14 protein-coding genes and 1 pseudogene are annotated in these 15,141 nt (G+C 59.2%); 13 read left to right on the top strand and 2 right to left on the bottom strand.

The genetic code is table 11. From position 1 onward, the window contains the following. The 3 genes from IB246_RS19380 to cyoE are packed head-to-tail and all read left to right on the top strand — an operon-like array spanning position 1 to position 1,862. Positions 1–627: a cytochrome o ubiquinol oxidase subunit III gene (locus IB246_RS19380; RefSeq protein WP_008044529.1), complete on the top strand. Its 627-nt coding sequence runs from the start codon at positions 1–3 to the stop codon at positions 625–627. Then, positions 628–963, top strand: a complete 336-nt coding sequence (gene cyoD / locus IB246_RS19385; protein WP_008025399.1) for a cytochrome o ubiquinol oxidase subunit IV — start codon at positions 628–630, stop codon at positions 961–963. A gap of 11 nt (positions 964–974) precedes the next feature. After that, positions 975–1,862 carry a heme o synthase gene (gene cyoE / locus IB246_RS19390; protein ID WP_008025400.1) on the top strand — a complete coding sequence of 296 codons (888 nt, stop codon included), beginning with the start codon at positions 975–977 and terminating at the stop codon, positions 1,860–1,862. A 68-nt stretch (positions 1,863–1,930) separates the two neighbouring features. On the opposite strand, the gene IB246_RS19395 is transcribed toward cyoE, so the two are convergent. After that, complete coding sequence (locus IB246_RS19395; protein ID WP_008044530.1) at positions 1,931–4,639, bottom strand: RHS repeat domain-containing protein; 2,709 nt, start codon at positions 4,637–4,639, stop codon at positions 1,931–1,933. 80 nt (positions 4,640–4,719) lie between these two features. On the opposite strand from IB246_RS19395, the pseudogene IB246_RS19400 reads away from it, so the two are divergent. Beyond that, positions 4,720–4,851 (top strand): annotated as a pseudogene (locus tag IB246_RS19400) (protoheme IX farnesyltransferase); the annotation flags it as partial. 266 nt (positions 4,852–5,117) lie between these two features. Here the strand turns inward: IB246_RS19400 and IB246_RS19405 are convergent. Beyond that, positions 5,118–6,536, bottom strand: a complete 1,419-nt coding sequence (locus IB246_RS19405; protein ID WP_008025402.1) for a PLP-dependent aminotransferase family protein — start codon at positions 6,534–6,536, stop codon at positions 5,118–5,120. 148 nt (positions 6,537–6,684) lie between these two features. Between IB246_RS19405 and IB246_RS19410 the strand changes: the two genes are divergently transcribed. The 9 genes from IB246_RS19410 to IB246_RS19450 all read left to right on the top strand — a co-directional run bounded on the left by IB246_RS19410 (position 6,685) and on the right by IB246_RS19450 (position 15,132). Beyond that, complete coding sequence (locus tag IB246_RS19410) at positions 6,685–7,785, top strand: hypothetical protein (RefSeq protein ID WP_008043746.1); 1,101 nt, start codon at positions 6,685–6,687, stop codon at positions 7,783–7,785. Positions 7,786–7,827: 42 nt separating this feature from the next. Continuing rightward, the gene (locus IB246_RS19415) at positions 7,828–9,108 is read left to right on the top strand and encodes a biotin carboxylase (protein ID WP_192230122.1); all 1,281 of its coding nucleotides are present in this window, start codon (positions 7,828–7,830) and stop codon (positions 9,106–9,108) included. Positions 9,109–9,157: 49 nt separating this feature from the next. After that, on the top strand, positions 9,158–9,655 hold the full coding sequence (locus IB246_RS19420; protein ID WP_008025407.1) for a RidA family protein: 498 nt from the start codon (positions 9,158–9,160) through the stop codon (positions 9,653–9,655). A gap of 82 nt (positions 9,656–9,737) precedes the next feature. Further along, positions 9,738–10,205: a cupin domain-containing protein gene (locus IB246_RS19425; RefSeq protein WP_008045169.1), complete on the top strand. Its 468-nt coding sequence runs from the start codon at positions 9,738–9,740 to the stop codon at positions 10,203–10,205. Positions 10,206–10,411: 206 nt separating this feature from the next. Continuing rightward, complete coding sequence (gene yfcF / locus IB246_RS19430; RefSeq protein ID WP_008025411.1) at positions 10,412–11,056, top strand: glutathione transferase; 645 nt, start codon at positions 10,412–10,414, stop codon at positions 11,054–11,056. 31 nt (positions 11,057–11,087) lie between these two features. Beyond that, positions 11,088–12,428: a KamA family radical SAM protein gene (locus IB246_RS19435; protein WP_008045171.1), complete on the top strand. Its 1,341-nt coding sequence runs from the start codon at positions 11,088–11,090 to the stop codon at positions 12,426–12,428. A gap of 24 nt (positions 12,429–12,452) precedes the next feature. Continuing rightward, complete coding sequence (locus tag IB246_RS19440) at positions 12,453–13,325, top strand: branched-chain amino acid aminotransferase (protein WP_008045173.1); 873 nt, start codon at positions 12,453–12,455, stop codon at positions 13,323–13,325. A 21-nt stretch (positions 13,326–13,346) separates the two neighbouring features. Next, positions 13,347–14,105, top strand: coding sequence for a TauD/TfdA family dioxygenase (locus IB246_RS19445; protein WP_008025417.1), 759 nt, complete (start codon positions 13,347–13,349; stop codon positions 14,103–14,105). Between the two features lie 67 nt (positions 14,106–14,172). Then, complete coding sequence (locus IB246_RS19450; RefSeq protein WP_008045175.1) at positions 14,173–15,132, top strand: diiron oxygenase; 960 nt, start codon at positions 14,173–14,175, stop codon at positions 15,130–15,132. The last annotated feature ends 9 nt before the right edge of the window (positions 15,133–15,141 follow it).

Raw genomic sequence — 15,141 nt, forward strand, 5'->3', positions numbered from 1 at the left:
ATGTCGAACTTAGTGACCAATGCTGGACACACCCATGTCGATGGACATGGGCACGATGACCATCACCACGACTCGGGCGAGATGACCGTATTCGGTTTCTGGCTCTACCTGATGACCGACTGCATCCTGTTTGCATCGATCTTCGCGGCGTACGCGGTACTGGTTAACAACGTAGCGGGTGGCCCGTCGGGCCACGACATCTTCGAACTGCCATACGTGCTGGGCGAAACCGCTCTGCTGCTGTTCAGTTCGATCACCTACGGCTTCGCCATGCTGGCGTTGTTCAAGGGCAAGAAGAACCAGGTCCTGGGCTGGCTGGCCATGACCTTCCTGTTCGGCGCCGGCTTCATCGGCATGGAAATCAACGAGTTCCACGTGTTGATCTCCGAGGGCTTCGGTCCTAGCCGCAGCGGCTTCCTGTCCGGGTTCTTCACCCTGGTCGGCACCCACGGTCTGCACGTGACCAGCGGTCTGATCTGGATGGCGATCATGATGTACCAGGTGCAGAAAAACGGCCTGACGGCGACCAACAAGACCCGTCTGAGCTGCCTGAGCCTGTTCTGGCACTTCCTGGACGTGGTGTGGATCTGCGTATTCACCGTTGTTTATCTGATGGGGACTATGTAAATGGCTAACGCTCATTCCCACGATAGCCACGACGCCGGCCACGGCAGCGTCAAGTCCTACGCTATCGGTTTCATCCTGTCGGTCATCCTGACCGTCATTCCTTTCGGCCTGGTGATGTACCCATCGCTGCCGAAAGCCTTGACCCTGTGGATCGTACTGGCCTTCGCAGTGATCCAGGTGCTGGTGCACCTGGTGTACTTCCTCCACCTGGACCGTTCGGCCGCGCAGCGTAACAACGTGATTGCGTTTGTGTTCGCCGCGATCGTGATCGTCCTGCTGGTTGGCCTGTCGCTGTGGATCATGTTCAGCATCCACACCAACATGATGGCGCACTGAGGTAAATCCGGATGTCCTTGAAGCACTTTATCCAAATCACCAAACCGGGGATCATTTTCGGTAACGTGCTTTCAGTGGCAGGCGGATTTTTCCTGGCCTCGAAAGGGCATGTCGATCTGGCCATCTTCCTGGCCGCCATGATCGGCACTTCCCTGGTGGTGGCATCCGGTTGCGTGTTCAACAACTGCATCGACCGCGACATCGACATCAAGATGGAACGCACCAAGAACCGGGCGCTGGTTCAGGGCTTTGTCTCCCTGAAACTGGCCCTGGCCTTCGCGACCGTCCTGGGTGTTGCCGGCGTTGCGTTGCTGTACAAGGTGGCCAATCCGTTGGCTGCGCTGTTCGCCGTGATCGGTTTCGTCATCTACGTCGGCTTCTACAGCCTGTACCTCAAGCGCAAGTCGGTTCACGGCACGCTGGTGGGCAGTCTGTCGGGCGCGATGCCGCCGGTGATCGGCTATGTCGCGGTGAGCAACACCTTCGACATGGCTGCACTGACGCTGCTGGTGATGTTCAGCCTGTGGCAGATGCCGCATTCCTACGCCATCGCGATCTTCCGCTTCAACGATTACCTGGCCGCATCGATTCCGGTGCTGCCCGTGAAGCGCGGGATTCAAGTGGCCAAGAAGCACATCCTGATCTACATCCTGGCCTTCCTCGTGGCGACCTTGATGCTGACCTTCAGCGGTTACGCCGGCATGAGCTACCTCGCCGTCGCCGCGGCCATGGGCATGTACTGGTTGTACATGGCCTGGACCGGCTACAAGGCAGTGGATGACACGGTCTGGGCACGCAAGCTGTTCGTGTTCTCGATCTTCACCATTACCGCGTTGAGCGTGATGATGTCCCTGGACTTCAAAGTGCCGACCGAGCTGTTGCTGACGTACGCGCCTTAAGCGTTGGATGCTGTAAAGAAAAACCCCGCCCTTTGAGAGAAGGTGCGGGGTTTTTTGTTGGCTGCAGATCAACTCAAGACTTGACGGGAGGGGGAACGCAGGGCGGTTCGTTTCAAACTTCGCCAGACGCTATGAGCGACCCGGGATACCGGGTTGCGACTCATTCGACGCAAGTCTCGTTCGACCTCTCTGGTCAAGGCCTCCAGGGACGGGCTCCTGGGTTGAGGAATAGGTTCGACATGCACAGCAATGATGTTGATATCTGCTCCTTTGCGGTAATCATGGACTTCTCTTCTCTCAATTCCGGTTGCGCGCAGGCCGAACGCATTCATTACACGCTGTGTAAACCTGCCATTACCTTCGCTAGCCAAAAATCGTTCAAGCATTCCTTCCGGTGCTTGGGTAGCACGTAACGCCTCAATATTGATAACTTCCCAGTGCACAATGACTTTCGGCAAGACGCCGTAAAAATTGTTCTGCCTTGAAACCTGTTCATATTGATGCCATGTCACATCAGTAGCGTTCGGTCCATTCATTACTGGCGCGCGGAAAACTTCCATAATTCTCCAACGGCCCGGTAAATATTCATTTTTGAAACGATACTTTCTGGGTATGGACGAATCCGTGTAAGTCGACACAATGCTGTGCTCTCGATACACAGTGTGTGAGAGAGTGCTCACCACAACCTTCTGGCTTGCTGCGGCAGTATGCTCATCCAAATCTCGCCGCCTGAATGCCTTTGGGTTCTGTTGATAACCCGGCACTCCTGCGCTGGGGGAATCTTCAGAATAATCATCAACGTCTTCCGGCAGCCTGCCATCCCCATCCCGAAACCGCAGCGGATTGTTCCTGACCATCCGATACAAGTTCAGCCCATCAACATCACCTGCCGGGTCCGGATTGATCCAGCGATTGAGCCACGGCGCGTAGTAGCGCAAACCGTAGTAATAAAGCCCTGTCGCATCGCGCTCCTTACCGGAGTAACGGATTGTCTTGCCATTGGCGTGGGCCTGGCTTTTTGCCGCCCACCACGCGCTGCCGCCAAAGGGGTAATAACCCTCATGGCTGATCACCTCACCTTGCTCATCAAGTTCCAGCGCGCAGCTACCCAGGTGGTCATCGACGTTGTAGCGCGACTGCGTAACAGGCAATGCTTTGCGACCGTTCGCCCGCCAGTGCAGTCGTCTCATCCGGCTGCGCCCGGCCTGCACGGTCGCCACGTACAACTCCTCACCCTTGGCCGTGTCGCGACGGATCTCCAACCCCGGCAGGTAAAGAACCTGAGCCACATGTTCGACGGCCTTGGCCTGTTGAACGCTTACCTTGCGGGCACGCTGCCCGTCGCCATGGTAGATATACACTTCGTCGTCATTGGCACCGTCATTGCGTACCACTTGGGTAACGCGTTGCAGCTGATTGCGCGCGTCCCACGCCATGGTCTGTGCCCCATCCAGCAGGAGCATATTGCCGTTCGCATCAAAGCCCTTGTCCAGATCTGGCGGGTTCGCCTCATCGACCATGTACAGACTGCGGTTGCTGCGCAGGGCCACCTTCATTGTTCGCAGCGGGGCTTCGCCATGTTTGAGCGTGAGCAAGTTCCCGGCAGCATCATAGGTGTAGCTCTGTTTGTAGTTGCGCAGCCGGCTTGCGTCGCCTGAGCCCGGCACGACCAGTTCGGGTAAACCCGGCTGGATCGCAGCCAACACGCTTTCCCGGCCCGTTGCCTGAATCAGATGGTTCAACGTGTCGTAACGGTAAGTGCTCACGGGATCGATCTGTTGACTGTCAAACCATTGGGTCGGCTGCGCCTGATCTTCAACGCTCAACACGTTCCCCACCGGATCCTGAACGAAGTGCAGGTCTTGAAGCACCTTATCGGGTCGGGCCGCATGCAAGCGTAAAAGGCGACCGTTGTCCGCCGCATAGGTCGCTTGGCTGGTGACCCGGTTGCCTGCTGTCTGGGATTCCATCTGGCCTGATGCGTTGTAACGGATATCGGCCACCACCACTTGCTTGGCCTCTCCCTCTGGGGTGAGGCTGGAGAGGGCCAGTTGGCCTGCAATGTTGTATCGGTTGAGCTGCTCGTTACCTACCGCATCGATTTGTCTGATGACCGCGCCCACTGCATCGTGGCGCCAACGCGTGAGATACGGGGCGCCCACCTCTAACAACACGTCGCGCTCCTGCAGCAAGGCGGGCCAGTTAGGCGGTGCCAGGTCTTTCAGGAACTGCTGGGTCTGCGCAACTGCCTGCCCCAACACACCATAGTCGACGAACACCTGGGTGCCGGCGGGGTCATCGTGACGGATCAGCCGGCCGCAGCGGTTACCCGTGTCTGCCGGAATGCCATAAGTGAAGCGCTCGACGCACGCCGGGACGTCGTCCAGCAAGTGCTCATGCACAGTGACCGCGCGCAGATGGGAATCGTAAGTAGTCTGCCGGCACGTGCTCCGTCCATCCCAATTTTCCAGTAATTGAGCGTCGGTGCCGAGAAGGCTGACGCGCCATCCGGCATCTACACTTTCGAGGCTCAAAACCTGCCCGGACAGGCTGTGGGTTTTTCGCTGGTTGGGAACCTCGGACTCACCCCCCAACGCCCATAACCGCGCGTCCCATTGCGCGCGTACTCTTCCCGCAGCATCGTGAACTTGCCGTTCAGTTCGCGCCTGCGTGGGTTCGTCCACCTTCATTCGGTGATAGTCCACAGTCGCCATCAGCAATCGACGGGGATCAATGACGGTCAGGGTAGGCGTAAACCGATGAATGCTTGAAGGCATTGGAGGTCATCTCCATGGGTGGAGAGAGAAGTGTAGTTACGATGCCGAACATCGTGAGACTAATCGGGAGCGGTTTGTAATTGCTCTGGACCGGCTACCAGGCAGTGGATGACACGGTCTGGGCACGCGAGCTGATCGTTATCGCGTTGAGCGTGATGATGCCCCTGGACTTCAAAGTGCCGACCGAGCTGTTGCTGACGTACGCGCCTTAAGCGTCGGATGCTGTAAAGAAAAACCCCGCCCTTTGAGAGAAGGTGCGGGGTTTTTTGTTGCCCGTATTCTGGTGGACCGAGTTGCCCCTATCGCGAGCAAGCTTGCTCCTACAATGGATCGGCGTTGCTCCACATACAGACCCTTGTAGGAGCGAGGCTTGCCCGCGAAGAACGATAACGCGGTCTGGCTGATACACCGCGTTATCGTTCTTCGCGGGCAAGTCGGGTCGCCGCACCGCTCGCTCCTACAGGATGGCGACGGTCAGTTATTTACTGGGTGTGTCGAGCAACCGAAAAAACCGCTCCCGCACCTGAACGTTGTCACTGTGCGCCACGTTGAAACGCAGGAAGTGACTGGCATCCGGCGCTTTGCTGAGCAGCGTGCCGGGCGCCAGCACCAGGTCGATGTCCAGGCCTTTCCTCGCCAGCGTTTCGGCATGATGCCCTTCGGGCAATCGCGTCCAGATAAACAACCCTTCATGGGGCAGCGATGACACCGAGCAACCGGCTTCCATCAGCCAACTGCTCACCCGACTGCTCGCCTCGTAAAGCCGATCCACCGTGCGCCGGGTGTGTTTGGCGTAGCTGCCGTCGCTGAGCATCGTGCAGATAATCTGCTCCGCCAGTTCCGACGTCATGCCACCGCAAGCCATTTTCAGGGTGACCATCCGTGCCGCCAGTTGCGGCGAAAGTACGGCATAGCTGACCCGACTGTTCGCCGTCAGGGTCTTGGAGAAACCGGAGACGTAACTGACATTGTCCAGCCCGCCCGCTGCCAGGCGCGGGGTCGTTCGTTGCTGCATGTCGCAATACAAATCGTCTTCGAGGATGTGAAAACCGTAGCGGTGGCTCAGCTCCAGCAAGCGATAGACCTGCGCCGGGGAGAACGAGTGTCCGGTCGGATTGTGCAGGGTGTTATTGGTCATGTAGAGCACGGGCCGATGGACAATCAGCAATTGCTCGAAGGCGTCCAGGTCCATGCCGTCCGCGCCACGGGGGATGGTGATGACCCGGGCGCCATGCAGGGCCAGGTTGGTGTGCATGGTGAAGTAACACGGATCGTCGAGCAGCACCGTGTCGCCGGGTTTAACCAGCAGGCGCATCAGCATGTCGATGGCCTGTACGGTGTTGGCCGTGGTGATGATCTGGTCCACCGGTACTTCGATGCCCAGGGTCGCCAGTTTGACCCGCAACGCTTCGCGCAGCGGCAGGTAACCGGCGGCGACGCCGTATTCGCCCATGCGCAGGGACGTTGCGCGCAGCGTGCCACGCACGGCTTTGAGCAATTCGTCCGCCGGTAGCCACGAGGACGGCAGAAAACCCGCACCGGGGCGCAGCGAGCCGTTGTCCTGCAGCACCGCGCGGCGGACCACGCTGAGGGTGTCTTGAGGTTGCAGGTCCGGGCCGGCATCGGTCTTGAGCGTGGCGCTGGAGCGGTGCACGTAATGCCCCGACCCCTGGCGTGAAACCACCAGACCCTTGGCGCGCAAGCGGTCCAGCGCATCCACCACCGTGGACTTGCCCACGTTCATCAACTCGGAAAGTTCGCGAATCGGCGGCAGCCGCGAGCCGTGAGGCAGCCCGCCCTGGCTGATCGCTACCGACAATTGATCGACAATCTGCTGGACCAGCGGCACACCCGGCTGGAACTCGATGGCGGCGATCACTGCACGCTGAACCTGCATTTTACTGGTCTCTCCGGCAGTAAAGTTCGTTTGATTCTATACGAACTTGCTCTGATGAAAACAAGCGACTCTCTCTACCATCACCTTACAGACTTTCCTGATTGTTCGCGCTGAACGCCTGAACAATCGCTGGTTCCAGAGGTGTTGCATGAGTGTTCAAACAACGGTCGCCGTCGCTAAACCGGTGATCAATATTCGCCTGTTCACGATCCGGATCATCACCGCCGTGTCGCTGTTTGCCGTGCTGGGCAAGGCCAACGTCTGGCTCGACACCGCCACCAACAGCATCCTCGCCCTCGGTTATCGGGCGTTGCTGTTGCTGCTGCCGCTGACGTTATTGGTGCTGGGTCGCCGCTCCCTGAGCGTCACGTTGTTGTGCGCCGCCCTCGGGCTGGTGTTGCTGGCGGTCACCAGCAACCAGGGCATGGTGATGTTCGCCGCCGCGTTGTTCGCCTACGGCATTGCGATTGCCGGTTACCTGATCAAGAGCGAAGCCGCCCAGACCAAGGAGGGCGCGGCCTACAACCGCGTCGCCATGAACATGGGCAGTCTGGTGGCGGGGCTGATCCTGCTCTCGCCGCTGCTGACCCCGACCCTGTTTTTCCTCGGCGCGGCGGGTTTCGTCCTGCTGTGCCTGCCCATCGCCATGGGCGCGACTTTTACCTCCCAACCGGTGGTGGCCAGCCCGGTCACTCATGACGGCAGCGGCTGGCGCAACAAACTGCCATGGGTGATCGCCGGCATCATCATGGGCATCAAGCTGTTTGGCGTGTTTTCGATCCTGCCCCAGGCAATCCTGCTCGAAACCGGCGAACTGCCGGCCTGGTATGGCCTGATGCTGATCCTCAACAGCGCCGTGGTGGTCTTTGCCCAGGTGCCGGTGATGAAGCTGATCGAGCGCACCGGCCGCTTCAAAGTGGTCGCTGTCATCGGGATCATCATCGGCGGCTTCGCGGTGCTCTCGTCGCCGGGTGCATTCCACGTCGAAACCCTCGTGGGCGCGTTGATCTGGGTGGCGCTGCTGTCCATCGCCGAGTGTGCGTTCAGCTACCTCGATTACTTCTCCGTCAAACAAAACAACATGTTCGTCAAGGAAGTGTCCCTGGGCGTCGGTGCCGGCCTGACGGTGCTGATCATGCGGGTCATGCCGCCGCCCTATAGCGCCCTGGTGCTGGCTGCCATCGGCGCGGGAGGCATCCTCGCCTGGTACTGGCTCAACCGTAGATCCAACGCGTCGCTGCACGACTGAGTCACCGCGTTTGCGTTTTTTACTCCACAGGTCGGAGGCTTCATGAATACGACGTCATGCGTAGTGGTGGTCGGGTACAACGGCAATCGGGTTCACGACATCCAGAAACTGCGCGAACTCTGCAAAACGCTCTACAACGCCCGGTTGATCCTGCTGGTCGAGAAGATTCAGCCCGATGACGACCAGGTGGCCGATCACGTCTGCAGCACGTCCCTGGCGCCGGAAGACGTCACCGAATCCCTGGAACTGGTGGCGGGTTGCTTGAGTGCCGATCACTGGAAACTGATCGGCGTGCTGCCGTTTTCCGACCGTGGCGTGCTGCTCGGCGCGGCGCTGGCGAGCCATTACGGCTTGCCCGGCATCACCCCGGCCGAGGCGCGTGCGGGGTTGGATAAACCAATCTTTCGCAAGCTGGAAGCGGCGGCCGAGCAGTCGCCGGAAGATTATCGTCCGGTGTTTTCCGTGCGCATCGAAAGCCTCGCCGAGCTGCGTCAGCGGGTCGTCGAACTGGGCGGCAAAGCCTTCATCAAACCTGCCTGCGAAGGGGCAAGCAGGGGCTGCCGGGTCATCCATCATCCGTCCGAATGCGACGAGGCGTGGCAGGCACTCAAGCCGTATCGCGAGGGCGGCATCGTCCTTGAAGAACTGATTCAGAACGCCCGGGAATACAGCTGGGATTACGTTGCGGGCAGCACGTGGGTCACGGAGAAAACCACCACCGAAGGCGCCTATCGCGCGGAAATTCAGCAAGTGGTGCCGGCACCGCTGGCGGCAGATGTGCAAGCCAGACTGGCAGCTGCCGGTCGACACATGTCCGGGTTGGTCTCGCAGGCTAACGGCGCGTACCACAACGAGGTGTTCCTGCGCAGCGACGGCCTGACGTCGGCGGTGGAAACCAACATGCGCCCCGGCGGCATGCACATCTGGGACCTGGCCCGCCTGGCGTTCGTCGATTTCGATCCGTGGGAGCGCTGGGTCAGGTGGGCGGTGGAAGGCAAGACCGACCCGCGCGATCCCGTCGCTCGGGGCTATTGCGGCATCCGTCTGGTCCGGGCGCCGGCCGGCGGACTGCTGCGCTACGTGCCGGACATCGAGTCCCTGGCCCGGGACCTGAACATCGAGCTGGTAGAAGCCGTTTACACCAAACGCCTCAGTGATTCGGTCACCGCACTGGTGAAGGACAACACTTCGTTTATCGGCCACATCGTGTTGTTCAGCGAAGACTACGCACAGCTCAGCGACAACCTGCTGCGCCTGGCTGACGCGATCGAATCACGTGTCGAGGTCACTAGCCTGGCAGCCCCGGCGAGAGCCGCGGGTTGAGTCTCCTGGATCTGCGTTTTGGTATTTTTGAGTTGAGAGGATTGTTTCAATGATCGAGCAAAAAATGACCTGTGATGAGCGCTTTATAGCCCTGGCGAAAGAGCTGGACTATGACATCTACGGCGAAAACACCGCGGGTGGTCATTACGCGCCGCTGATTCGGCATCACGATGAGCTCTATCTCAGCGGCCTGGTGCCGCGCATGACCGGCGAAATCCGCTACCCCGGCAGAGTGGGGCTGGAGCTCAGCCTGGCCGATGCACAAGCGGCCGCCAGTATCAGTGCCATGCGCGGGCTGGCCTTGATCGTTGATGCCATCGGCTCGCTGGACAAAATAAAGTCGCTGATACGTATCACGGTTTACGTGAAGTCCACGGCGGACTTTGTTGACCTCAGCGAAGTTGCCAACGGTGCATCGGATGTCTTCAGCCATGTGCTGGGCGATGCGGGCAAACATACTCGAACCACTGTCGGCGTTTATCAGTTACCGAAAAATGCCGCCGTAGAAGTTGACATGATTGTCGCGCTTCGGCCTTCGGTTTTGTGAGTGTTAGTCCGCCGACTTTACAGTGATCAATTGTTCGCCTAGTGTCTGGTCACTTAAGTTGCTCATAACTCGGTGTTTACGGATGAATAACATTCAAGGTGGTTTTTTTTCATATAAGGACTTTCGCCAGAGTTTAACCCGTCCACCGGTGAGTGCACGGGTGTGGAAGGGCGATGAACTTACCGATATGCGCCAGAGCCTTGCGGCCAGCGAGGTCGATATTGTCGCGCTGGCCCACCATGACAGCAGCGAAGGTTGCAAGTTGACGCCAGGGATGGCGGTGTCGATGCAATGGTTGAACCCCGGCACCGAACTGAACGGTCATGCCCATTCGTGGTGGCACCTGTTCATCATTCAGTCCGGCAGCGGCACCTTGACCCTTGGCGATGCCGATGCAGTGAACATCAGCCCCGGCGACGTGTTGCTGGTACCGGCCTGGACCCGGCACGGCTTCGTCAACACCAGCGCCACTGAGCCGCTGGCCATGCTGAACATGAGCAACATGCCCCAGATGGCGTTGCTCTCCAATGCTGCAGACGCCACGGTCTGACACGCTCAATCTTCCCGTTTTGCCCATCAGGGAGTCCGCATGCGCAGGCTCCCTTTTTCATTTCTGCTACCTAGGCAGGCCATGGCTGTTTTGACTTTCTGTATCCGTAGAAACAGATAATTTCTGTATCTGTTCAGCACCTGGCCAACTAACTACGATCGATTCCAATGCAACGGATTATTGTGGTTAGTGCAAGGGAGCGTTCTATGGATAGTACGAAGCTGAAACTGTATGTTGGCGCAGATTTTGTCAGTGCTTTTGCAATGTCGGCATTTGTCGCGCTGAAAGAAAAGCAACTTTCATTTGAACTTGTTAAGGTTGATTTAAAGGCGCGTGATAACTACCTGGCGAGTTATCGTGATGTATCGCTGACGTGCAAGATTCCCACGCTGGTTCATGATGGTTTTGCACTGTCGGAATCTTCGGCCATTGCTGAATACCTGGAAGAGATAGCGCCGGGGCATAAAAAACTGTTCCCGCTCGACATCAAACAGCGCGCTCGCGCTCGTCAACTCCAGGCCTGGCTGCGCAGTGATTTGTTGGTGATTCGCAAAGAGCGCCCGGCGGACCTCATCTACTTCGGCAAGAAAGAAACCCCGTTGTCGGACGAAGCCCAGGCCGCTGTCGCAAGGCTGTTCTTCGTCGCGGATCGGTTGCTGGAGGAGGGCGCCGATCACCTGTTCGGTGACTGGAGCATTGCCGACACCGACCTGGCAATCATGCTCAATCGACTGCTTGCCAATGGCGACCGCGTTCCTCAGCGGCTCGCGGCCTATGTGCGTCGGCAGTGGGATCGCGACAGCGTTCGGGCATGGATGGACATAGAGCGCGCAGCGCCGGCCATCCAGTAACTAACGCCAGGCAATCACCAGGAGCGCTGCCATGCAGGGACCGTCGGAGCTGGAAAGATACAAACCCTACAACTCACGCACCATTCGCGACACGCCGTACTGGCAAAAACTGACGCCAGCGTTGCAGGAAGCCATGAACGTGGTGGCCAGGGTCATGCCGTTTCGCACCAATGAATATGTGCTGGGCACGTTGATCGACTGGAACAACATTCCGGACGATCCGATTTTTCGCATGACCTTTCCCCACAAGGACATGCTGCTGCCGGACGAATACGCGTCGCTCAAGCAACTGATCGAACGGGATGATGCCGTCGCCATCAAGCGACGGATCGAGGCAATCTGGTTGCGCATGAACCCGCATCCGGCCGGGCAGCTGACGCACAACGGCGCGACCCTCGACGGAAAAGTCCTGCCGGGCATTCAGCACAAGTACCGCGAGACCGTGCTGTTTTTCCCCGGTGCAGGTCAGACGTGTCACGCCTACTGCACGTTCTGTTTCCGCTGGGCGCAGTTCATCGGCGAAGAAGAGCTCAAGTTCAACGCGCGTGAGTCCCAGGAGCTGGTGAATTACTTGCGGGTGCACACTGAAGTGACGGATGTGCTGATCACCGGTGGCGATCCGATGATCATGAACACCCGTTCTCTGGCCGGTTACATCGAGCCGCTGCTGGCGCTGCCGCACCTCAAAAGCATCCGCATCGGCACCAAGTCCGTGGCGTATTGGCCGCAGCGGTTTGTCAGCGACAAGGATGCGCCGGAGCTGCTGGATCTGTTCAGGCGCATCGTTGCGGCCGGGAAAAACCTGTCGGTCATGGGGCACTACAACCACCCGGTCGAGATTCGCCAGGACATTGCCCGGCAGGCTGTCGAACGCATTCGTTCCACCGGCGCGACGTTGCGCATGCAGGCGCCGGTGATCCGCCACATCAACGAAAACCCCGGCGATTGGGCCGAATTGTGGACTGAAGGCGTGCGGCTGGGAGCGGTGCCTTATTACATGTTCGTCGAGCGCGATACCGGGCCCAGCCACTACTTTGCGATGCCGCTGGCGCGGGCGTTCGAGATCTTCCAGGCGGCTTACCGCACGGTGTCCGGGCTGGCGCGCACAGTACGCGGGCCGTCCATGAGCACCTTCTACGGCAAGGTATTGATCAACGGCATCGAGACCGTGGCCGGGGAAAAAGTCTTCGTGCTGCAGTTTCTCCAGGCTCGGGACCCGCAATGGGTATTGCGCACGTTCTATGCGCGCTTTGATCCGAACGCGACCTGGTTCGATGAGTTGCGGCCAGCGTTTGGCGAACGTGCGTTCTTCTTTCAGCCGGAGCCTGCGGCAGTGCCCGAATTGATACCGGTCCTGCTCGAAACGGCGTAGGACGATTCATCAGGAGATAAGGATATGAGCAGTATTCCGTTTGATCAGCGAGAAGGTTTTATCTGGCTCGACGGCGAGTTCGTCGAGTGGTCCCAGGCGCGACTGCATGTGCTGAGTCACGGCCTGCATTACGCGAGTACGGTGTACGAAGGGGAGCGCGTCTACAACGGCAAGATCTTCAAGCTGCGCGAACACAGCGAGCGGCTGTATCGCTCGGCACAGTTGATGGATTTCGCTATTCCCTATGAGCTGGCCGAACTGGAAGCGGCCAGTCATGAACTGCTGCAACGCAACAACGTCGTGGACGGTTATCTGCGGCCGGTGGCGTGGCGCGGCAGTGAAATGATCTCGACCTCGGCTCGTTTCAACCGCGTGCACGTGGCGATCGCCTGCTGGCAATGGCCGAGTTACTTCGACCCGGCGGGGCACATGGGCGGCATTCGCTTGAAGACCGCGCAGTGGCGGCGTCCGCCACCCAGCAGCAGCCCGTTCGAAGCCAAGGCGTCCGGGCATTACCAGATCGCCACGCTCAGCAAGCACGATGCGGAAAACAACGGTTTTCACGACGCGTTGATGCTCGACTGGCGCGGTCACGTCGCCGAAGCCACCAGCGCCAACGTGTTTTTCGTCAAGGACCGGACGCTGCACACGCCGCTGCCTGATTGCTTCCTCAATGGGATCACCCGCCAGACCGTTATCGAATTGGCCGGGGCGCTGGATTACCAAGTGGTCGAGCGCACCATTCTTCCTACGGAGCTTGGCGATTTCGATGAGTGTTTTCTGACGGGCACCGCCGCCGAAATCACCCCCGTGCAGAGCATCGACGAGCAGCGCTACCGACCAGGCAACGCCTGCCGCGAATTCATTGCCGCTTACACCTCAACCGTTAACGCCTGATAAACCGCCAGGAACTTCACCATGTCAGATCAAGGGATTGTTGCGTCTACACCTTACGTTTCACTGGGCCACCGCCATGACGAATTGTCGTCCCGCGGCTGGACGGTACTGACCCCAGCCGAATTTGCCTACGATGTCGTCGGCACATTGCAGGCGTTCGGTCAGATCATTCCGCAATTCAACGGGCAGACGGCCTTCGCCATTACCCGCAAACCGGGGTACGAAGCGTTGCCGTACTCCCAGAGCATGAACGGCATCGGACCGCACACCGAAGCGCCGGTCTACGGCCCACCGCCGCGTTATCTGGCGCTGCATTGTCATCATCAGGCCACGTGCGGTGGCGGGCATACCGGGTTGGTCGACGGGATCGAGTTCCTGGCATTCCTCGAACGCACGGAGCCCGAGCTGCGCGAATGGATCGACGACACACCCGTGGAGTTCGTGGCCACCGCCAAACCGGGTGAAGTGGCGCAAACGCGGGTCAAGGAATACATCCTGACGCCTACAGAGGACGGGGACATTTTCCGCTTCAGCTACAACCAGTTTCACTACGGCGATGTGAACCCTTCCGAGGAGGATCTGCAGCAATCGAAGGTGACGAACAGCTCATCGCCACTGGCCAGGTTCGCGATGCTCGGCGAGGAATACTTCATCCAGCACAACACGCCGGTGCTGATTCCCGACGGCTGCATGCTGATTTGGGACAATTGGCGAATGATCCACGCCCGCAGTCGATACACTGACCCGGCGCGAAACCTGACCCGCTACTGGCTGGCCTGATTCATCCGTCGCCCACCATTCCATCGGCGTACCCCTCGGCGGGTACGCGTCTTACAGGTATCGCGTCATGCAAACAGCAATCGAGATCGCCAAGGTCGATCATCAACTGGTCGTGCGGCTCAATCAGGCCTGGACCAAAAGGGCCACGGTGTGCGCACCGGACAAGACCTCGGGCAGCGAAACGTTCGACCCGGCGCGTCCGGATTACCCGGAGTGCATGGTGCCGTTTTTCCATCACCCGAAATTCCAGGCCCTGAGCGACGAGCTCAAAAGCACCGTGGTGACCTGGGGCTGGATCGGCTACAACCTGCGCACGGTCACGGCTGAAGAGCACGTGGTGAACCCTGCGCTGAGCGTCATCGCCAATCAGTACCTGGGCAAAAACGACTGGCATTTTCGCGAAGCGATGCAGCAGACGTTGATCGACGAGCACTACCACACGCTCATGCACCTGCGGGCCATTGAGCGGACCAAAGAGGATCGAGCGCTTGATCAGGATCTGGACCTGCCGCCGTCGGTGACCTATCTGCGTCTTGCCGCGCTGCGTGAGGAATTGCCCGAGCAGTGGCAGCGCGATCTGGCAGCGATCACCTTCGCGGTAGTGGCCGAGATCAGCGTCAACGCGTACCTCGATCTGTTGGCCGACGATCAAACCATTCAGCCGCAAAACCGCCGCGTGGCAGAACTGCACAACCGCGACGAATATGCCCACAGCAAGATTCTCGCGGAAGTGGCGAAGGTCATGTACGCCAACATGCAGCCGCCTCAACGGGCATTTTTCGCACAGACGTTGTCGGTGGCGCTGAGTGCCTTTGTCGCTCAGGACTACTCGATGTGGGAGGCGATTCTGACGCAGCTCGGCGTCGAAGACGCTGCGCTGATCATCGCCGACACCCGGGAGAGCAACAAGAACGCCACGATCATGCGCGACTACAGCGGCCTGCATCGTCTGGCGCAGGATCTGGGGATTAGCGACGAGATCGATTTCGACTTCCGTCCGACCCTCAAAACCGCTGCAGTGGCCTGATCGGGAGGT

It is taken from the genome of Pseudomonas sp. PDM01 (assembly GCF_014852325.1).
GTDB classification, from domain to species: Bacteria; Pseudomonadota; Gammaproteobacteria; order Pseudomonadales; family Pseudomonadaceae; genus Aquipseudomonas; species Aquipseudomonas migulae.